Origin of the sequence: Azonexus sp. IMCC34842, assembly GCF_050368855.1 — a bacterium.
In the GTDB taxonomy this organism is placed as follows: Bacteria; Pseudomonadota; Gammaproteobacteria; order Burkholderiales; family Rhodocyclaceae; genus Azonexus; species Azonexus denitrificans_A.
Genome location: NZ_CP178449.1, coordinates 3,158,910 through 3,178,235, shown reverse-complemented (window position 1 = coordinate 3,178,235; position 19,326 = coordinate 3,158,910). Strand labels below are relative to the sequence as shown.

Below are 19,326 nucleotides of genomic sequence, written 5' to 3'. Positions count from 1 at the left end.
TTTCCATTGAATCTTTCAAGCAAGGCCTCTCATGCAAGCTAGCACTCTCGCCGCCGTTCCTGCCGTTTCGCAGACTGCACCCACCCACCGCTGGACGGTCGGTGAGGTTCTCGCCCTCTACGAAATGCCCCTGATGGATCTGATCTGGCGCGCTCAGGGCGTGCATCGCGAAAATTTCGATCCGAACGCCATTCAACGCTCGACGTTGCTTTCGGTCAAGACCGGCGGCTGTTCGGAAGATTGCAGCTATTGTTCGCAGTCGGCCCGCTACGATACGGACACCGAGCGGGAACGCCTGATGCCGTTGGCCGAAGTGGTTGCCGCAGCGAAAGTGGCCAAGGAAAAAGGCGCTTCCCGATTCTGCATGGGCGCCGCCTGGAAAGGCCCGAAGGACGGCGATCTCGACCGGGTGCTCGACATGGTGCGCGAAGTCAAGGCGCTCGGCATGCAGACTTGCGTGACGCTCGGCATGCTCGGCGAAGGCCAGGCCGAAAAGCTCAAGGATGCCGGTCTCGATTACTACAATCACAACCTGGATACCGACAAGGAATTCTACGGTCAGGTCATCAAGACCCATACCCACGATGACCGCCTCGACACCCTTGATCAGGTGCGCGATGCCGGTATCAATGTCTGTTCCGGCGGCATTATCGGCATGGGCGAGTCGCGCAAGAACCGCGCCGGGCTGATCGTCCAGCTGGCCAATCTGCCCCAGCCGCCGGAGTCCGTGCCGATCAACAACCTGGTGCCGATCCCCGGTACGCCGATGGCGAACAATCCGCGTCTCGACCCTTTCGAGTTCGTCCGCACTATTGCCGCCGCCCGCATCACCATGCCGACCTCCTGGGTCCGCCTGTCGGCCGGCCGTCAGGAAATGAGCGACGAGTTGCAGGCCTTGTGTTTCCTGGCCGGCGCCAATTCGATGTTCTATGGCGATCATCTGCTGACTACCGGCAATCCGGATGCCGATCATGATGATCAACTGTTTGCCCGCCTGGGCGTCAAGGCAGTTTGAGCGCTGGGTTTGTCGACCGGCCGCAGGTCGGTCGACGCTTCTCGAAAGTCGCGGCGCGTTACGGCGAGGCCGATTTTTTTGCCCGCGAAGTGGACCGCCGGATGCAGGAGCGGCTCGATTTCGTCAACATTGCGCCAAATCGCATCCTTGATCTTGGGTGCAGTCTGGGCGCCAGTTTTCCCGGACTGGCGGCGCGCTATCCGGCGGCGCAATTGCTCGGGCTCGATGTTTCGCCGGCCATGCTTGACGCCGGTCGGACGCAGCCGCAAGGCTGGCAGCGCTGGCTGGGCTTTGGCAAGAAGTCGGGGCCGCAAAGACTGGCGGCCGATGCCGCCAAGCTGCCCCTGAAATCGAGGTCGACTTCACTGGTTTGGTCGAATCTGCTGCTGCACTGGCTGGACGATCCGCTACCCGCCCTGGCCGAGGCGCATCGCGTGCTCGACGTCGGTGGTCTGCTGATGTTCTCGACCCTCGGCCCGGATTCGCTGAAGGAGCTGCGGACGGCCTTTGCCGATGGCTACGCCCATACCCAGCGCTTCATCGACATGCACGACCTTGGCGACATGCTGGTCGGTTGCGGCTTTGCCGATCCGGTGATGGACATGGAAGTGATCACGCTGACCTATGACGATCTCGATGCCATGTTCGCCGAATTGCGGGCCGCCGGTTCGGGGTGCGCCATGAAGGCCCGGCGCCACGGGCTGACCGGACGTGGCGCGCTGGCAGCGGCGCGGGCGGCCTATGAAGGGATGCGCCGCGCCGAAAAGTTGCCGGCGACTTTCGAGGTGGTCTATGGCCACGCGTGGAAGGCAGAAGCCAAGCAGACGGCTGACGGGCGGGCTATCGTCCGCTTCGACCTGACCCAGAAAAAGTAGTCAGTCCGGTTTCTGCTTGAAGAACTTGATCGGCTTGGCGTCCGGGAAACGCGGTACCGGAATGGCCTTGCGCCGACGCTCGCGAATGCGCCAGCCCAGCAGAATGCCCAGGGCCAGCGCATAGGCAACCGGCCAGAGCAGCGCTTCAGGCTTGCTTAGCCAGAGGTAATGGATGGCCGCCAGAATTCCCGCCAGATAGATATTGCGGTGCCATTCCTGCCATTGGCGGCCGCCCAGCTTGCGGATAGCCCAGTTGTTGGAGGTGGCGGCGAGCGATGCGAGGAGCAGGAAGGCGGCAAAGCCGACCATGACGAAAGGCCGCTTGAAAATATCCTTGGCGATGTCGTCGATCACAAAGCGATGATCGAAGCCGATGAAGGATAAAAAATGCAGCGTCGCGTAGAAAAAGCAGAACAGGCCAAGCATGCGACGCAGGCGCAGCAACCAGTGCCGTTGGGTGATCACGCGCAGCGGTGTAATGCATAGCGTCAGTAGCAGCAGATTGAATGTCCAGGAGCCGGTCCAGCGCTGCACAAAGGCTACCGGATCGTTGCCGAAATCGCCCGTTCCGGCCGCCCATAGCAGGCGGGTCAGCGGGAGCAGGCAAACCAGAAAGAGTGCCGCCTTGAGCCAGGCGAGTTGCTGATTGCTCAAACGGTCAGGGCGGCGTGCAACTCACGCACGTCTTCCTCAGCCTCGCTGAGCAGATCGGCATAACGTTCGCGGTCGGCATTCATCAGCGCCAGCTCTTCCGGAGCCAGATCGTAAGCCAGCCAGTCCTGCGGGCCGCCGGCCAGCAGATTGGCAAAATACAGGACATCGCGAACGCTGCACGGGGTTTGGATGTTTTTAAGCCGGCCATGCTCGCGCACTGCGTCGACGATGCTGGCCGGAAGGCCGAGGATGTGCAACAGGCTCTCGCCGATACTTTCATGCCACCCGCGCAGCAGTTCGAGCATCGCCGGTTCGTTGTCACGGTATTCCGGATATTCGGCCGCCCGGTATAGCAGGTAGAAAATTCCGATGTTGTGGACCAAGCCGCTCAGCATCGCTTCATCGGGATTGATGCGACCCAGGCGCCGGGCCAGCACGCGGGCAATCGCCGCGACCCGTATCGAGTGTTCCCATGCCCGCCGAGCGATGCCGTCGTAGGCCGCGAGGTTGCGCGATTTCATCATCTGGTCCATGGTCACCGCCAGAGAGGTGGTGCGGACGGCTTCGAAACCCAGGCGGCTGATCGCTCCCGAGAGTTCGGTGATGGCTGTGCCCGATGGATTGAAGACGACCGAGTTGGCCAGGCGCAGCAACTTGCTCGAGATCAGCGGTTCGACGCCAACCACCTGAACGACACGTTCCAGGCTGGCGGACGGATCCTTGAGGGTGTTCCGGACCAGAATGGCGGCATCCATACACGTCGGAAAGTTAACATCGCCCGACAGGTCGCGGGCGATGTCTTCAAGGATGCGGAAATGAATGCGAGCGTCGGTAGTGTCCATCTCAGCCGGTGATGTAGCGTTCCAGTTCGGTAATCAGAAATTGTTGCGTGCTGATCGTTTCCTTGACCAGGTCGCCAATCGAGATGATGCCGACGACGCTACCATCTTCATTGAGTACCGGCAGGTGACGAAAGCGCTTTTCCGTCATCAGTGCCATACATTCGTCGAGCGTGGTACCAGGGGTGACGTAGGCGACGCGCTCGCTCATGATGTCGCGAACCAGGGTCTCCTTCGACGTCTTGCCTTGCAGGATGATCTTGCGGGCGTAGTCACGTTCCGAAAAAATGCCAACGAGTTGTTCGCCCTCAAGCACGAGCAAGGCGCCGACGTCGTGCTGGGCCATGATGTTCAAGGCATGAAAAACAGAGTCACTGGGAGCGACTACTGCGAGCGGCCGGTGTTTGTCGGCCAGCATCTGCTTTAGCGTTTTCATCGTAAGACTCCTCCGTTGGATCGAATTGTTGTTCGGGCAGTCTATCCCCGTGAATCCGGGCTGCCAAGTCTTCAGAAACAAAAAAGGCAGCCGAAGCTGCCTTTGTCTTTGGGGCCTTGATTAGCGCAGACCTGCCGCGTAATCAGCAACCGCTTTTATTTCGGCATCGGAGAGCTTGCCGGCGATGGTACGCATCATCTTTTCCGGGTCGTTGCTACGTTCTTCGGCGCGAAATGCCTTCAATTGGGCTTCCGTATATTCCGGGAACTGACCAGCCAGACGCGGGTACTGGGCGGGCAGGCCGGCACCGGCCGGACCGTGGCAGCCGGCGCAGGCCGGGACGCCCTTCTTGAAATCGCCCTGGCGCCAGATTTTCTGGCCAAGCGCGATCAGCTTTTCATCCTTGGCGGTGGCCGGCTTTTGTTTCTGGCTGGCGAACCAGGCGGCAACGTTGGCGATTTCTTCATCTGGTACGGCGGCAGCCATGCCGGCCATGATGGCATTGTTGCGGACTGCGGGCTTGCCGTCGACCGACTTGAAGTTGTGCAACTGCTTGGCAAGGTATTCCGGAACCTGACCAGCCAGAATCGGGTTGGCAGATACGGCGCTATTGCCGTCGGCGCCATGACAGGCGACACAGACGGTTTCGGCGATGACTTTGCCCTTGGCAGGATCAGCCTTGCCCTTGGCTGCTTCGGATGCATGAGCGATGAAACTGGTGGCAAGTAGGATTGCCATTGCCGCGGTACGAATCATTTTCGAGCTCCTTGTACGCGTTTGTGGGCGCTTTGGCCGGAACGGAGGTTACAAACCTGCTATTCTATATCAGTTCACCGCCCCTTGGCGGGTCTTCAAGGTTTTTTATGCCTCTGTTCCAGCAGGCGGTTTTCCTTACAACCGTCGCCAATCTTCGTGATTTACCAATGGATTCCGTCTGTGAAGTTGCTTTCGCCGGCCGTTCCAATGCGGGTAAATCTTCCGCAATCAATACGCTGGCCGGCCGGGTTCGGCTGGCCTATGTCAGCAAGACGCCGGGGCGTACACAGCACCTGAATTACTTCACCCTGAGCGAGGGCAAATACTTTGTCGATCTGCCCGGTTATGGCTATGCCAAAGCACCGGAAGCGATCCGTTCGCAATGGGAGGGGCTGATCGGTCCTTACCTGAGCAACCGGGAGCAGTTGGCCGGGTTGGTCGTCATCATGGATATTCGCCGCCCGCTCACCGATCTCGATCTGCGTCTGATCGACTGGTTCCGGCCCCTCGGTCGGCCCATTCATATTTTGCTATCCAAGGCCGACAAGCTGAGTCGTCAGGAGCAGACCAAGGTGCTACGGTCTGTCACGGCAGAGCTGGCTACCTGGGGCGATGCCGATCTTTACTCCGTTCAACTGTTCTCCAGCCTGAAAAAGACCGGTGTCGAAGAAGCGGAAGTCGTGCTCGCCGGTTGGCTGGGTATGGAAAGAAAGGCGCTGGAAAATAAAGGGCCCCCGGATAAGGGGGGTCCGGGGGCCAAAATGCCCTGACGTAGTCAAGGCACCCGCTCAGGGAGGTGAAGCGGGAGATAGCGCGTGCCATCTGCAAGATCTGACGCTGGTCAATGTGCAAAGTTCCGCGCTGGTTGATAATTTTTCTGTCGAATTGATTGAGGTTGAAGCATGAGTTCTACCGGACGTTTTCCCGCAACACGCATGCGCCGGATGCGGCGCGATGATTTCTCCCGTCGTCTGATGCGGGAGTCGGTCTTGACGGTTGATAATTTCATTTATCCCGTTTTTGTTCTCGAGGGCGAAGGGCGAATCGAGAAAGTCGCTTCGATGCCGGGCGTCGAGCGGCAGTCGCTGGATGTTCTGCTGAAGACGGCCGAACGGGCCGTCAAGCTGGGTATCCCGGCGCTGGCGCTATTTCCGGTGATCGATCCGGCGCAGAAGTCGCTCGGAGCGGAAGAGGCCTTCAACGATGCCGGACTGGTGCCGCGCGTGATCAAGGCGCTCAAGCGCGAGTTTCCCGAACTCGGTGTGATTACCGATGGCGCGCTTGATCCTTATACCATTCATGGTCAGGATGGCCTGATCGACGAAACCGGTTACGTGCTGAACGACGAAACGGTCGAGGTGCTGGTCAAACAGGCCCTTTGCCATGCCGCGGCAGGGGTCGATGTGGTTGCCCCGTCGGACATGATGGATGGGCGGATTGGTCGTATTCGCGATGGCCTCGATGCGGCCGGCTTTATCCATACCCGCATCTTGGCGTATTCCGCCAAGTACGCCTCGGCCTTCTACGGTCCCTTCCGCGATGCCGTCGGCTCCGCCGCCAATCTTGGCAAGAGCAACAAATACTCTTATCAGATGGATCCCGGCAACTCCGATGAGGCGCTGAAGGAAGTCGCTCTCGATCTGGAGGAGGGCGCAGACATGGTGATGGTCAAGCCGGGCATGCCTTATCTCGATATCGTCCGCCGCGTGAAGGACCAGTTCAAGGTGCCGACCTACGTTTACCAGGTCAGCGGCGAGTACGCGATGTTGAAGGCGGCCTTCCTTAACGGCTGGCTGAACGAAGAGGCCTGCGTGCTGGAAAGCCTGCTGGCCTTCAAGCGGGCCGGGGCGGATGGCATTCTGACCTACTTCGCGCTGGATGCGGCGGAGTATCTGAAGCGCTGATTGGCTCGGCAGCAGGGACTTACGACGAGGGCGGCCATGGCCGCCTTTTCGTTTTTCAGTCGCTGCCCGGTGTGCCGGACTGCGACAGGCAGGCGAAATACAGCATGGTCCATTGTTGCGGCCATTGGGCCAATGGTTCGCGGCTGAACCCGCTACGGGCATATTGTTCCCAGCGGCCAACGGCATAGCAGCGCAGCAGGTTGGCGAGAGCGCCGAAGTCGGCGTCGGCTTTCAGGTTTTCCTGGGTCGCGGCGATGCGCAAGGATTGCTTGAGTGCGGCTTCAACCTTGTCGAGCAGGGCATTGATCCGCGTCTGCAGGCGCTCGTTTTCATTGACCAGCGCATCGCCGATCAAGACACGGGTCATTCCCCTGTTTTTCTGGGCAAAGCGGAGCAGCAAGGCGACGATTTGCTCGACTTGCTTGAGGCCCTCGTTTTCATCGCTGGTGATCTGGTTGATGACTCCAAACAGGCTTTGCTCAATGAACTCGATCAGCCCGTCGTACATCTGGGCCTTGCTGGCAAAGTGGCGATAGAGAGCGGCTTCCGAGCAATCGAGCTGCCCGGCCAAGGCTGCCGTCGTGATCTTTTCGCCTTTCGGGGTTTCCAGCATGCCGGCTAACGTCTGCAGAATTTGCAGGCGCCGCTCGCCCGGTTTGGTCGCCATGATTGCCCCCTCGCGATTATTGGCTTTGTGTCGGGAAATTATAGTCGACCGCAACGCGCCGGTAGTTGCAGCACTGAGCTGACCTTGACGTCAACATAGGGCGAGCCCTGTGAGCCAGTGCTCACCCACACGGTCTTCATGCCGAGTTTCTTGGCGGTAATCAGGTTGACCAGGCTGTCCTCAACCATGATGCAGCGTCGTGGGTCGAGACGCTCTGCCTGGAGCAGGGCGCGGTATCCGGAAGCCATCGGTTTCGGGCGGAAACGGGTGCTTTCAACCGAGTAAATCGCGTCGAAGCAGCGCCACAAGCCGGTGATTTCCAGTATGCCTTCCATGTAGTGGCGAGGGGCGTTGGAGAACATGATCTTGCGCCCCGGCAGGCGACGCAGCGTATGCAGGGTCTGGCGCGGAAAAATGACCATGCGGCGCAGGTCGGGGAACTGGTGGGTTTCCTTGAGGAAATGGGCCGGATCGGTGCCATGGTGGCGCATCAGACCGAGCAGCGTGGCGCCGTAACGGTGCCAGTAGCCCTGGCGAATGCGGTTGGCCTCGTCCTCGTCGACACCGAGATGCCGCTCGATGTATTCGCGCATCGAGCGGTTGATGTGGGGAAAGATGTGCGGACTCGCGTCATGCAGCGTGTTGTCCAGATCGAACAACCAGACGCGATCCGATGTCCCCATCAGTGCGACTTGATCATCGTGCCGACCCCATGATCGGTGAGGATTTCCAGCAGCAACGCGTGTTCGACGCGGCCATCGATGATATGCACGCCCTTGACGCCATTGCGGGCGGCATCAAGCGCCGAGCCGATCTTCGGCAGCATGCCGCCGGAGAGGGTGCCATCATCGACCATTTCATCGATCTGCTTGGGAGTAATGCCGCTGATCAGGTTGCCGGCCTTGTCGAGCACACCCGGCGTGTTGGTCAGTAGTACCAGCTTTTCAGCCTTGAGCACTTCGGCGATCTTGCCGGCCACGACGTCGGCGTTGATGTTGTAGGTCTCGCCATCCTTGCCGACCCCGATCGGCGCAATGACCGGGATGAAGGCGCCGCTATCGAGCAGGGCGATCAGCGACGGGTCGATCTGGGTGATGTCGCCGACCTGGCCGACGTCGATCAGGTCGCCCGGAATATCCTTGTTTTCCAGCATCAGTTTCTTGGCGCGGATGAAACTGCCATCCTTGCCGGTCAGGCCGACGGCCTTGCCACCGTACTGGTTGATCAGGTTGACGATTTCCTTGTTGACCTGGCCGCCAAGGACCATTTCGACGAGGTCCATGGTCTCGGCGTCGGTAACGCGCATGCCCTGGATGAATTCGCCCTTCTTGCCGACTCTTGCGAGCAGGCTTTCAATCTGCGGACCGCCGCCGTGCACGACGACGATGTTGAAGCCGACCAGCTTGAGCATCACCACATCGCGAGCAAAACACTGCTTCAGATGTTCCTCGGTCATCGCATTGCCGCCATATTTGACGACGATGGTCTTGCCGTGGAAACGCTTGATGTAGGGCAGGGCTTCGGCCAGCACGGCGGCCTTGAGGCCGGGGGAAAGATTTTCGAGACTCATGGCTTGCTCCGAGTGGAATCGCCGCGGATTGTACAAAGAAAAAGGCCGGAACGGGGTCCGGCCTTGTGCGTCTTAAGCGGTGTCGCCTATTCGATGTTCAGGCGTTTGTTCGGGCTGGCCGTCCGTTTGGGCAAGGCCAATTCGAGTACACCATCGTTGAACTTTGCCACCGCCTTGGCATCGTCGATTTCCTGCCCGAGTTGGAAAGAGCGGGCAACCCGGCCGAAATAGCGTTCCGAGCGAAGCAGGCGCTCACCTTCCCGGGTTTCCTTCTCCTGCTTGACTTCGGCGCTGATCGACACCTGATTGCCATCGACAACGACGTGGATATCTTCCTTCTTGACGCCGGGTAGTTCGGCATGGATCAGGTAATTCTCGCCTTGCTCCCTGACATCCAGTTTGATCGATGGCGGTTGTTGCGTCTGGCCGTTGAATTCGACGGGGCGAACGAAGAAGCCGCGGAAAAGATCGTCGAGCGGGTCGAGTCGGGTGATGTTTGCCATGGTGGGTCTCCTTTGTGGATCAAATCATTGCAATCCAAATATAGGGTGCCCAGGCGAGCTTTCAAGAGCTAAATTTCGCGTTTGACATGCTCGGGCAACAGCAGGATGGCATCCCGGTTGCTCCACGAAAAACAGCGTTCGGCGGCGGCTTGCCAAGGCATCCAGGTCCAGTCGCGATGCTCGTCGGGGGCAGTGGTGATGCTGATCCGATGCGGCAGTTGCAGGCCGAACACATGCTCGGTGTTTTCGGTAACCCCCGGCCCATAGCGATGGCGCCATTCGGCAAAAATCTCGAAGGTATTGGTGATCTGCCAGTCGTCGACGGGATACGCGACTGTATCGATCCCGGTTTCTTCGCCAACCTCGCGGCGGGCAGTGTCGATCAGGACCTCGTCGGCTTCGCGGCTGCCGGTGACTGACTGCCAGAAGCCAGGATGTGCCGAACGTTCGAGCAACAACACGTCAAGGGCGGTGGTGTAGATCACCACCAATACCGATACTGGTTGCTTGAAGCCGCTCATTTCGTCGGCAAGGCCGTGATACCCCTGGCCGGCGTGTCGAGCAAGATCCAGAATGGCGTGCCGGATTCTCGCCGGGCTTCCGTTGCCGCCTGAAAAACCTCGACTAACGTGGCGAAGTGTTCGGGATCGGCGAGGCGCAGGCTGTCGAGTCCGTCGATCAACAATACGTGGCCGGTGCTTGGTTGCCAGTCGCTGTCGGTCAGGCAGTCGTAAAGCGCATCCAAGTTGGCACCGTACCAAATCGGGAAGCGCAGGGCGTTGCCCAACTGTTGTAGCACCTGGGCAATAGTCCGGCATTCGATCAGGTTGGCGGAAAGGGTCTGAAAATGCAGCTTGCCGGCTGTCCGTTCGAGGGCTTCGCGGCGCGTCGAAGGAAGGTGGTAAAGGCCTGCCTTGCCGGCATTATTCAGGAGCTTGTCGCTCATCGTCGCTGTGTCCTATTCCCGTATGCGCCGGAAGGACCGGTAGTGATCGTCGGTGTAGTAATACTCGTCGTCACGCCCGGCAATAATGCGGCGCGGGCCGCGATCGCTCCGCCATGGCGTCTTTACGGTGTATTCGTGGTAATAGCCACGTTCGCGCAGGGGGAGCCGTTTCTCGAAATTGCCGAAGACAATGCCGTCGCGCGGATAGGGAAACGGCCCGCCAGTCTTGATCAGGGTAAGCGTCTGCCGGGCTTCGCGCGGCAACTCGGACAAGCCAACAGTGTCGACCGTTGGCTGGTCGTGACCGAAGCTAAAACCGTATGCGCTCCCGATCGCCAGCCAGAGGACGATCAGAAAGCGCAGCCAGTTTTTCATCGGGTTCAGGCCGGGCCGACTTCGACCTGGGTGTCGACCTTTTGACGCAAGCGGATGTGCAGTTCGCGCAGTTGCTTCTCGTCGACGCCGGATGGAGCATCGGTGAGCAGGCACTGGGCGCGCTGGGTCTTCGGGAAGGCAATGACATCACGGATCGACTCGGCACCGGTCATCATCGTGACGATGCGATCCAGGCCGAAGGCCAGGCCGCCGTGCGGCGGGGCACCGTACTTCAGCGCGTCGAGCAGGAAGCCGAACTTGGCCTGCTGTTCTTCCGGGCCGATGTTGAGCGCCTGGAAAACGGTTTCCTGGACTTCCGAGCGGTGGATACGCACCGAACCGCCGCCGATTTCCCAGCCGTTCAGCGCCAGGTCGTAGGCCTTGGCCAGGCATTTGCCCGGGTCGGTCTTGAGCAGCGCGACGTGTTCGTCCTTCGGGCTGGTGAAGGGGTGGTGACAGGCGGTCCACCGCTTGTCTTCCTCGTCGTACTCGAACATCGGGAAGTCGACGACCCACAGCGGCTCCCAGTCCTTGCCATTGACGAAGCTCTTTTCGTGGCCGATCTTGGTACGCAGGGCGCCGAGTGCGTCATTGACGACCTTGGCCTTGTCGGCGCCAAAGAAGATCAGGTCGCCGGATTGGGCGCCGGTACGCTCGACGATGGTCTTCAGTGCGGCTTCATGCAGGTTCTTGACGATCGGGCTTTGCAGGCCGGTTTCATTCAGTTGCGTGACGTCATTGACCTTGATGTAGGCCAGGCCCTTGGCGCCGTAGATGCCGACGAACTTGGTGTATTCGTCGATCTCGCCGCGCGTCAGACTGGCGCCGCCGGGAATGCGCATGGCGGCGACACGGCCGTTTTCGCTGTTGGCGACGCCGGCAAAGACCTTGAACGAGACATCCTTGACGGCATCGGTGACTTCGGTCAGTTCGAGCGTGACGCGCAGATCCGGCTTGTCGGAGCCGAAGCGACCCATTGCTTCGGCGTAGGTCATGCGCGGGAAAGGTGCCGGCAGGTCGACGTCGATTGCGTCCTTGAAGACGTAGCGGATCAGTTCCTCGATCAGCGCGGTGATCGCGTCCTCGGTCATGAACGAGGTTTCGATATCGACCTGGGTGAATTCCGGCTGGCGGTCGGCGCGCAGATCCTCGTCACGGAAGCATTTGACGATCTGATAGTAGCGATCATAGCCGGCGACCATCAGCAATTGCTTGAACAGTTGCGGCGATTGCGGCAGCGCGAAAAACTGGCCAGGGTGGACGCGCGACGGGACGAGATAGTCGCGGGCACCTTCCGGCGTGGACTTGGTCAGCATCGGGGTTTCGATGTCGATGAAGCCGTGGTCGTCAAGGAAGCGACGGAAGGCGCGCGCCGTCTTGTAGCGCAGCATCATGTTGTTCTGCATTTGCGGGCGACGCAGGTCGATAACGCGATGCAACAGGCGGACATTCTCCGAGAGATTGTCTTCGTCGAGCTGGAAAGGGGGCGTTACCGAGGGATTCAGAACTTCGATTTCATGGCAGAGGATTTCGATTTCGCCGGAAGCCAGGTTGGCATTGGTCGTGCCAGCCGGGCGCGGGCGCACTTTGCCGGTGATCTTCAGGCAGAACTCGTTGCGAACCGATTCGGCGATCTGAAAAGAGTCAGCGCGATCCGGGTCGCAAACAATCTGGGCCAGGCCTTCGCGGTCGCGCAGGTCGATAAAGATGACGCCGCCGTGGTCGCGACGGCGATGGGCCCAGCCGCATAGGGTGACGATTTGCCCGTCGAGGGAGGCGTTGAGTTGTCCGCAGTAATGGGTACGCATGAAACTTTCCGTTTGATTCAGGTATTGGTAATGACGCGCGGGTGCGGCGGCGGCGCCACGACACCCATCGAGATGATGTATTTGAGAGCTTCGTCAACAGACATTTCGAGTTCCACTACCTCGTTGGCCGGCATCATCAGGAAAAAACCTGAGGTCGGATTGGGAGTGGTCGGAACGTAGACGCTGACGTATTCGCCTTGCAGGTGGTTAACAAGGTCACCGCCCGGTTGCCCGGTCATGAAGGCAATGGTCCAGCTTCCGTGGCGCGGGTACTGAACCAGCAGTGCTTTGCGGAAGGCGTTCCCGTTGGGGGCAAACAGCGTGTCGGAGACTTGCTTGACACTCTTGTAGACGGTGTTGACTACAGGAATGCGAGAGAGCAGCTTGTCCCACCAGCCAACCAGTTTCTGGCCGATGAAATTGGCTGCCAGCAATCCGGTAAGCAGGATCATGGCCAGCGTCAGCAGCGCGCCTACCCCGGGAATGGCAAAGCCAACGATGTTTTGTGGATGAATCGCTTCCGGCAACAGGCGTAACGATTGGTCGAGGGTGCTGACGATCAGCGACAGCACCCAGCCGGTGATGACCAAGGGCACCCAGATCAGGAGCCCGGTAATGAAGTAGCGTTTGATCAACTGGCCGCGCACGGAGTACATGCCCCCGAACCGCCCTGGCAAGGCGGCGTGCTGTCTGCTTTGGGCGCTGGCTTATTGCCACCCTTGAAATCGGTGGCATACCAGCCGTTGCCCTTGAGGTGGAAGCCGGCGGCCGAGAGCAGCTTGGTATAGCTTTCCTTCCCACAGGCGGGGCAGGTCGTAAGCTGCGGGTCGCTCATCTTTTGCAGATGCTCTTTCTGGGAGCCGCAGGAGTCGCAGCGATATTCGTAAATCGGCATGGGAATCCTCCAAAACCTTGAATTATAACCGAGAGTCGGGATTCCTTATATCAGGGCGGGACGTCTGATTTCAAGCAAGCAAGCCGAGATAGCTGTGGGTCAACTGCGGCCCCCAAAACAGCGCAATGCCGCCGGCGGCGGCAAGGTAGGGACCGAACGGAATCGGTACGTTGCGGCCGTGACGGGCGGCAACGATCAGGCTAATGCCGACGATGGCACCGACAACCGAGGAAAGCAGGATGATGGCCGGCAGCATCGACCAGCCCAGCCAGGCACCGAGCGCCGCCAGCAACTTGAAATCGCCATAGCCCATGCCTTCCTTCCCGGTTGCCAGCTTGAACAGCCAGAACACCGACCACAGTGCGAGATAGCCGGCCATGGCGCCAATGACGGCGGACTGGAGGTCGACATAGGTGGCGGCGATGTTGAAGGCCAGACCCAGCCAGAGCATCGGCAGCGTGATGCTGTCGGGTAATAGTTGGGTGTCCAGATCGATTGTGGCAAGGGCAATCAGCGACCAGAGAAGCAACAGGGCTCCGGCTGTTTGAATCGTCGGTCCGAAATGCCAAGCTGCGTAAGCCGATAACAGGCCGGTCAGGAGTTCGATCAGCGGGTAGCGACAGGAAATCGGAGCCTTGCACGCTGAGCATTCGCCGCGCAGGAGTAGATAACTGAGCACAGGAATATTCTCCAGTGCCGTAATGGAGTGCCCGCAGGCTGGACAGCGGGAGCGCGGTCTGGCCAGCGATAGCGTTGCGGCGGTCGGTACAGGCTCATCCCGCAACTCGGCACATTGCGCCTGCCACTCCTGCTCCATCATCTTGGGCAGGCGATGAATGACTACGTTGAGGAAACTGCCAACGCACAAACCGAGCAGCCCGGCCATGGCAGCCAGGCCGCCCAGTGATTCAGGAAACATCAGACGACTGCGCCCAGTTTGAAGATTGGCAGGTACATGGCAACGACCATGCCGCCGATCAGCGTGCCGAGGACGACCATGATGATTGGCTCCATCAGGCTGGACATCGCTTCGACCGCATCATCGACTTCCGCCTCGAAGAAATCGGCAACCTTGGAAAGCATTGAGTCAAGTGCACCGGATTCCTCCCCGATGGCAACCATTTGGGTCACCATGTTGGGAAATAGATTTACATTCTGCATCGAGATGGTCAGGCTCGTGCCGGTCGACACTTCACTCTGTATCTGCTTGGTGGCTACCTTGTAAACGTGGTTGCCGGCCGCGCCGCCAACGGAGTCGAGTGACTCGACAAGCGGCACGCCCGCGGCAAACATCGTGGCCAGGGTGCGGGTCCAGCGGGCAATCACCGATTTGCGGATGATGTCGCCAAAAACTGGCATACGCAGGAGAAGGCGATCCATGGCCATTTGGACCTTTTCCGAACGCTTCCAGCTTTCGAAAAAGGCATATAAGCCACCGCCGATGAGACCGAAAATCGCCCACCAATAGGCTACGAAGAAATCGGAAATAGCCATCACGATCAGTGTCGGAGCCGGAAGATCCGCGCCGAAACTCTTGAAGACTTCCTTGAATGCCGGAATAACGAAAATCATGATCACGGCGGTGATGACGAAGGCGACGACGATAATGGCAATCGGATAGAACAGAGCAGATTTGATCTTGCTCTTGATGGCAATGATCTTTTCCTTGTAAGTGGCCAGGCGGTCGAGCAGGGTGTCGAGAATGCCGGCCTGTTCGCCAGCGGCAACCAGATTGCAATAAAGCGCATCGAATTGCAGGGGGAATTTCCGGAATGCCTGAGAGAGCGAACTGCCGGTCTCGACGTCAGCCTTGATGTCAAGCAACAATTTGCCAACCGCCGGATTCGAGTGTCCCCGGCCAACGATGTCGAAGGCTTGCAGCAGCGGAACCCCTGATTTCATCATGGTCGCCAGTTGGCGGGTAAATAACGAGATGTCCTTGTCGGTGATCTTGCCGCCGCTCTTGAAGCGAACCTTTTTGACCTTGGTGTTGGTTATGCCCTGTCGGCGCAGCGTGGTTTGCACCACTGATTCACTGGCGGCGCGGATTTCACCACGGACGGTCTTGCCATCCTTGTTCCGACCTTCCCAAAGGAAGGCGCTTTCCTTGACTCCCGAGGCTCTCGGTTTTGCGGCGGTAGCCATATGTCTTCCTTCCCCTAGATGTTGGTCGTGCTCAATACCTCGTCAAGCGAGGTCACGCCCTGTTTTACTTTTAGCAATCCTGATTCGCGCAAATCCTTGACGCCTTCGGCCTTGGCTTGGCGGGCGAGGTCGAGGGAGTTGGCACCGCTCATGATCAGGCGCTGCATGGCTTCGGAAATTGGCATTACCTGATAGATGCCGACCCGTCCCTTGAAGCCGCTGCCCTTGCACCGATCGCAGCCGCCGGGCCCATAGAGCGTCCAGGAGCCATCCAGGTCAGCCTCCTTGTAACCAGCGTCAAGCAGGGCCTGGTTCGGTACTGTCATTGGCTTCTTGCAGTTGCATAGGCGTCGGGCCAGCCGCTGCGCCGTGATCAACTGGATGCTGGAAGCAATGTTGAAGGTCGGAACACCCATGTTCATCAAACGGGTCAGTGTCTGCGGGGCGTCGTTGGTGTGCAGTGTGGACAGCACCATGTGGCCGGTCTGGGCTGCCTTGATGGCGATTTCGGCCGTTTCGAGGTCGCGGATTTCACCGACCATGATGATGTCCGGATCCTGACGCAGGAAGGCCTTGAGAGCCACCGGGAAGGTCAGGCCGGCCCGGTCGTCGACGTTGACCTGGTTGACGCCAGGTAAATTGATTTCAGCCGGGTCCTCGGCGGTAGAAATGTTCACCCCATCCTTGTTCAGGATATTCAGACAGGTATAAAGCGATACGGTTTTGCCGGAGCCGGTCGGCCCGGTCACCAGGACCATGCCGTACGGACGGTTGACCGCATCGAGCAGGGCAACTTTCTGCTCTGGCTCGTAGCCGAGGGCTTCGATACCCAGAGTCGCCGAAGTCGGGTCAAGAATACGCAGCACAATTTTCTCGCCCTGCAGCGTGGGCAGCGTGCTGACCCGGAAATCGATTGCCCGAGTCTTGGACAGGACCAGTCGCATCCGGCCGTCCTGGGGGACGCGCTTCTCAGCAATATTGAGGCGGGAAATGACCTTGATCCGGGAGGCAACTTTTTCCTTGATTGCCAGCGGTGGGGTGGCGATTTCACGCAAGATGCCATCAACCCGGAAACGGATACGGTAAAACTTTTCGTAGGGCTCGAAATGGATGTCCGATGCGCCATCGTTGATCGCATCCAGCAGCATTTTCTGAATGAATTTGACCACCGGTGCATCGTCGATATCCTGGCCGGCAGCTTCATCTGCCTTTGCCACTGACTCCTCATCAAGGAAATCGAGGTTGATGTCGTCGGCGCCTAGATTCTTCAACGTGTCGGCAGCTGATTCCGCGTATTTGGCAACCAGTGGAGCGAGTTTGGGGTGCTCGACGACAATCGGGTCGACGGCAAGGCCGGTCTGGAAGCGAATCTCGTCCAGCGCTCGCAGATTGGTCGGGTCGGCAATGGCCACTGACAGCCGGTTGCCGCGTTTGTTGAGCGGAATGACCTTGTGCGTCGAAATCAGCTTGCGGTCGATTGCATTTGCCGGAATGTGCGCTTCATCGAAAGCGGCGAGATCGAGCAGTGGATAACCGAAGGTGTCGGAGACAAAACGTGCAATATCAAGGGCCGACGCTTTCTGGCTGGCGATGATCTGCTCGATTAGCGACGTCTTGGCGCTGTTGGCTTGGGACAGCAACTGTTCGGCCTCTGCCTCCTTGAGTTGCCCGGCCTGAACAAGGGCACGCGCCAGGCCGCTAAGAGGAGGGTTTTGCGGGGTTGCTGCCATTGATTATTGTCAAATGCCGATTAGATCGCCCGATAATGCTACGCAGGCGATGGTTTGTAAAGGCTGGGCCGGTGGCCTAGCTTGTCTCCGGACGGTAAATGCGAACGGTGATCACACTGCGGTCCTGGGTCTGAAGCACCTCGACAGGTATTCCGTTCAGCTTGAGGCTCAATCCCGACTCCGGTATGTCCTGAAGATGCTCCAGAATCAAGCCATTCAGTGTTTTCGGGCCGTCAAGCGGAAAGTCCAGGTCGAGCATGCGATTGATGTCGCGTAACGGACGCGAGCCTTCGACGATGGCATCGTCTTCCGGCGACCATTTGAGTTCATGCCCGAGACCTGGCAAGGAAGTAGTGAAATCGCCGACAAACTCTTCGATGATGTCCTCTAGTGTCAGCAGACCGAGAATGTCACCGTATTCATCGACGACAAAGCCGATCCGCTGGCGGTTTTCCTGGAAAAAAGTCAGTTGCGAGAAAATTGCTGTGCCAGCCGGTATGTAGTACGGGGCTTGCAGTTGCGACATCAGGGCGGCCTCGTCGAATTCCGGGTCGCCGATGCTGGCGAGCAGGCGCCGCACCGGCAATATGCCAACGAGTTGATCGAGCGATTCGCGACAGGTCGGCAGGCGGCTGTGATGGCTGGTCGCCAGCTGCGTTCGTACTTCGTCCCAGGGGAGATCGAGGTCGAGGATCTCGATGCTGCCGCGCGGCGTCATCACGTCTTCGACAGTGATGTTGTTGAGCTCGAAGAGGCTGGAAAGGATGGCGCGATGTTTTTGTGGAATGACGTGCGACGATTCGAGAACTAAGCTGCGCAATTCCTCCGGCGATAGCTGGGTTGCTTCGCCCGAGTTGTTTGGAGTCAGGCGAAATAGCTGGAGCAGGCCGCTGACGAACAGATTGATGAACCAGACTGCGGGATAAAACAGCCGGAGGAGTGGGGTGAGCACATGGCCGAGCATCACCGCAAGGCGGTCGGCATACGTCGCACCAATGATTTTCGGGGTGATTTCCGAGAATACTAGGATGGCAAAAGTGACGGCCAACGTCCCGGCCCCCAGCGCCCATTTTTCATCACCGAACAACGCGATAGTAATGACGCTGACCAGGGTTGCGGCAGCGGAATTGACCAAGTTGTTGCCAAGCAGGATAACGCCCAGCATTTTGTCGGTTTGGTTGAGCAGGGCGAGTGCCTTTGCCGCGCCGTGGTGACCTGATTGGGCCTGGTGGCGCAACCGAAAGCGGTTGGAAGCCATCATCGCCGTTTCGCTGAGCGAGAAAAAGCCAGACAGGGCGAGCAGTACGACGAGTACTGTCAGTAGTGCCGATAGCGGGATTTCATCCACGAATCAGAGGCGACCGAGAATTACTTCAGCAACGAAGCGGCTGCCGATATAGGCGAGAATCAGCAGGGCGAAGCCGGTCAACGTCCAGCGCAGTGCCCGCTTGCCGCGCCAACCCCATGCATGGCGGCCAATCAACAGGGTTGCAAAAATTCCCCATGAGGCAAAAGCAAACAGGGTTTTGTGATCAAGGGTGAGTGGCTTGCCAAACAGCGCTTCGGAGAAAAACACGCCGCTGCCCACCGTCAGGGTGAGCAAGATGAAGCCAAGAAGCAGCATCCTGAACAGCAGTGACTCCATTGTCAGAAGGGGCGGCAGGCTGCTCAGGCTGCGATTCAGCGAACGCTTGTGCAGGGCGCTTTCGGTGAACCCCATAAAAATGGCATGCAGGGCTGATAGCGTCAGCAGGCTGTAGGCCAGCATCGCGGCCAGAAAATGAAGCTTGAAACCGGTGGCGCTGGCATGGGCAACCAGATGGACGTGCGGAAAGACAACTGGCAGAGCGGCGCATAGTGCGGCCAAGGGAAGCACCATGGGTTGCAGGCCTTCCATCCGCGACATGAAACTTTCCAGCCAGTAGATCAGCACAGCAAGCCACATCATCAGCGACAGTGCGAAGCTGAACGAAAAGCGCATGCCGCTATCGGCAAACAGCGCGTCGTACAGTCCAGAGGCATGAACAACCAGCGCTACGGCAATGGCGATACGTTCCCAAGCTTGCATGGGGCAGGCAACGCACTGGTTTTCGTGCTCGCGCCAGCGGGTGTTCCAGAAATGGAAACCGAGAACCCCGTAGATCAGAGCAGCGAGAATGTGCGGCAGAAGCTGAATTACAATGTCGACCATCCTTGAATTCTACTAGA

General features: G+C 59.0%; 23 protein-coding genes. 4 read left to right on the top strand and 19 right to left on the bottom strand.

The features are described 5' to 3' along the window. Positions 1 to 31: 31 nt before the first annotated feature. Both bioB and ACLIKD_RS15040 read left to right on the top strand, forming a co-directional pair. Positions 32 to 1,015 carry a biotin synthase BioB gene (gene bioB, locus ACLIKD_RS15045; RefSeq protein ID WP_428825696.1) on the top strand — a complete coding sequence of 328 codons (984 nt, stop codon included), beginning with the start codon at positions 32 to 34 and terminating at the stop codon, positions 1,013 to 1,015. Continuing rightward, positions 1,012 to 1,890 (top strand): methyltransferase domain-containing protein, encoded by an 879-nt coding sequence (locus ACLIKD_RS15040; protein WP_428825695.1) that lies wholly within the window; start codon positions 1,012 to 1,014, stop codon positions 1,888 to 1,890. The genes bioB and ACLIKD_RS15040 overlap by 4 nt, the downstream gene beginning before the upstream one ends. Here ACLIKD_RS15040 and ACLIKD_RS15035 read toward each other — a convergent pair whose 3' ends face one another. The 4 genes from ACLIKD_RS15035 to ACLIKD_RS15020 form a co-directional block, all read right to left on the bottom strand. After that, positions 1,891 to 2,544: a sulfite oxidase heme-binding subunit YedZ gene (locus ACLIKD_RS15035; protein WP_226471550.1), complete on the bottom strand. Its 654-nt coding sequence runs from the start codon at positions 2,542 to 2,544 to the stop codon at positions 1,891 to 1,893. Next, positions 2,541 to 3,386, bottom strand: a complete 846-nt coding sequence (locus tag ACLIKD_RS15030; protein ID WP_226417052.1) for an HDOD domain-containing protein — start codon at positions 3,384 to 3,386, stop codon at positions 2,541 to 2,543. The genes ACLIKD_RS15035 and ACLIKD_RS15030 overlap by 4 nt, the downstream gene beginning before the upstream one ends. A 1-nt stretch (position 3,387) precedes the next feature. Next, a complete protein-coding gene (locus ACLIKD_RS15025) occupies positions 3,388 to 3,819 on the bottom strand; it encodes a CBS domain-containing protein (RefSeq protein WP_226417051.1) in 432 nt (143 codons plus the stop codon). Between the two features lie 120 nt (positions 3,820 to 3,939). Then, the gene (locus ACLIKD_RS15020; protein WP_226417050.1) at positions 3,940 to 4,575 is read right to left on the bottom strand and encodes a c-type cytochrome; all 636 of its coding nucleotides are present in this window, start codon (positions 4,573 to 4,575) and stop codon (positions 3,940 to 3,942) included. Positions 4,576 to 4,682: 107 nt separating this feature from the next. Between ACLIKD_RS15020 and yihA the strand changes: the two genes are divergently transcribed. Further along, positions 4,683 to 5,345, top strand: a complete 663-nt coding sequence (gene yihA, locus ACLIKD_RS15015) for a ribosome biogenesis GTP-binding protein YihA/YsxC (RefSeq protein ID WP_226417049.1) — start codon at positions 4,683 to 4,685, stop codon at positions 5,343 to 5,345. A 132-nt stretch (positions 5,346 to 5,477) separates the two neighbouring features. After that, positions 5,478 to 6,479 (top strand): porphobilinogen synthase, encoded by a 1,002-nt coding sequence (gene hemB, locus ACLIKD_RS15010; protein WP_428825694.1) that lies wholly within the window; start codon positions 5,478 to 5,480, stop codon positions 6,477 to 6,479. 55 nt (positions 6,480 to 6,534) lie between these two features. On the opposite strand, the gene slmA is transcribed toward hemB, so the two are convergent. The 15 genes from slmA to ACLIKD_RS14935 all read right to left on the bottom strand — a co-directional run bounded on the left by slmA (position 6,535) and on the right by ACLIKD_RS14935 (position 19,309). Beyond that, positions 6,535 to 7,146 (bottom strand): nucleoid occlusion factor SlmA, encoded by a 612-nt coding sequence (slmA, locus tag ACLIKD_RS15005; RefSeq protein WP_428825693.1) that lies wholly within the window; start codon positions 7,144 to 7,146, stop codon positions 6,535 to 6,537. Positions 7,147 to 7,184: 38 nt separating this feature from the next. Beyond that, the gene (locus tag ACLIKD_RS15000) at positions 7,185 to 7,829 is read right to left on the bottom strand and encodes a pyrimidine 5'-nucleotidase (RefSeq protein WP_428825692.1); all 645 of its coding nucleotides are present in this window, start codon (positions 7,827 to 7,829) and stop codon (positions 7,185 to 7,187) included. After that, a complete protein-coding gene (gene argB, locus ACLIKD_RS14995; RefSeq protein WP_428825691.1) occupies positions 7,829 to 8,716 on the bottom strand; it encodes an acetylglutamate kinase in 888 nt (295 codons plus the stop codon). Before argB ends, ACLIKD_RS15000 begins: the two co-directional genes overlap by 1 nt. An 86-nt stretch (positions 8,717 to 8,802) precedes the next feature. After that, positions 8,803 to 9,219 (bottom strand): Hsp20/alpha crystallin family protein, encoded by a 417-nt coding sequence (locus ACLIKD_RS14990; RefSeq protein WP_428825690.1) that lies wholly within the window; start codon positions 9,217 to 9,219, stop codon positions 8,803 to 8,805. Between the two features lie 68 nt (positions 9,220 to 9,287). After that, positions 9,288 to 9,740 carry a dihydroneopterin triphosphate diphosphatase gene (gene nudB / locus ACLIKD_RS14985; protein WP_428825689.1) on the bottom strand — a complete coding sequence of 151 codons (453 nt, stop codon included), beginning with the start codon at positions 9,738 to 9,740 and terminating at the stop codon, positions 9,288 to 9,290. Further along, the gene (locus ACLIKD_RS14980; protein ID WP_428825688.1) at positions 9,737 to 10,165 is read right to left on the bottom strand and encodes a barstar family protein; all 429 of its coding nucleotides are present in this window, start codon (positions 10,163 to 10,165) and stop codon (positions 9,737 to 9,739) included. Before ACLIKD_RS14980 ends, nudB begins: the two co-directional genes overlap by 4 nt. Before the next feature lie 12 nt (positions 10,166 to 10,177). Further along, the gene (locus tag ACLIKD_RS14975; RefSeq protein ID WP_428825687.1) at positions 10,178 to 10,540 is read right to left on the bottom strand and encodes a ribonuclease domain-containing protein; all 363 of its coding nucleotides are present in this window, start codon (positions 10,538 to 10,540) and stop codon (positions 10,178 to 10,180) included. 5 nt (positions 10,541 to 10,545) lie between these two features. Beyond that, complete coding sequence (gene aspS / locus ACLIKD_RS14970) at positions 10,546 to 12,348, bottom strand: aspartate--tRNA ligase (RefSeq protein ID WP_428825686.1); 1,803 nt, start codon at positions 12,346 to 12,348, stop codon at positions 10,546 to 10,548. A 17-nt stretch (positions 12,349 to 12,365) separates the two neighbouring features. After that, positions 12,366 to 12,980 carry a DUF502 domain-containing protein gene (locus ACLIKD_RS14965; RefSeq protein WP_428828350.1) on the bottom strand — a complete coding sequence of 205 codons (615 nt, stop codon included), beginning with the start codon at positions 12,978 to 12,980 and terminating at the stop codon, positions 12,366 to 12,368. Further along, complete coding sequence (locus ACLIKD_RS14960) at positions 12,980 to 13,243, bottom strand: FmdB family zinc ribbon protein (RefSeq protein WP_226417035.1); 264 nt, start codon at positions 13,241 to 13,243, stop codon at positions 12,980 to 12,982. The genes ACLIKD_RS14965 and ACLIKD_RS14960 overlap by 1 nt, the downstream gene beginning before the upstream one ends. A 70-nt stretch (positions 13,244 to 13,313) precedes the next feature. Further along, entirely contained in the window at positions 13,314 to 14,162 is an 849-nt protein-coding gene (locus ACLIKD_RS14955) for a prepilin peptidase (protein WP_428825685.1), read from the bottom strand. After that, positions 14,162 to 15,388 carry a type II secretion system F family protein gene (locus ACLIKD_RS14950; RefSeq protein ID WP_428825684.1) on the bottom strand — a complete coding sequence of 409 codons (1,227 nt, stop codon included), beginning with the start codon at positions 15,386 to 15,388 and terminating at the stop codon, positions 14,162 to 14,164. The genes ACLIKD_RS14955 and ACLIKD_RS14950 overlap by 1 nt, the downstream gene beginning before the upstream one ends. Positions 15,389 to 15,402: 14 nt before the next feature. Further along, positions 15,403 to 17,118 carry a type IV-A pilus assembly ATPase PilB gene (pilB, locus tag ACLIKD_RS14945; RefSeq protein WP_428825683.1) on the bottom strand — a complete coding sequence of 572 codons (1,716 nt, stop codon included), beginning with the start codon at positions 17,116 to 17,118 and terminating at the stop codon, positions 15,403 to 15,405. A gap of 76 nt (positions 17,119 to 17,194) precedes the next feature. Next, entirely contained in the window at positions 17,195 to 18,466 is a 1,272-nt protein-coding gene (locus tag ACLIKD_RS14940; RefSeq protein ID WP_428825682.1) for an HlyC/CorC family transporter, read from the bottom strand. Between the two features lie 3 nt (positions 18,467 to 18,469). Then, on the bottom strand, positions 18,470 to 19,309 hold the full coding sequence (locus tag ACLIKD_RS14935; RefSeq protein WP_428825681.1) for a cytochrome C assembly family protein: 840 nt from the start codon (positions 19,307 to 19,309) through the stop codon (positions 18,470 to 18,472). Positions 19,310 to 19,326 lie beyond the last annotated feature (17 nt).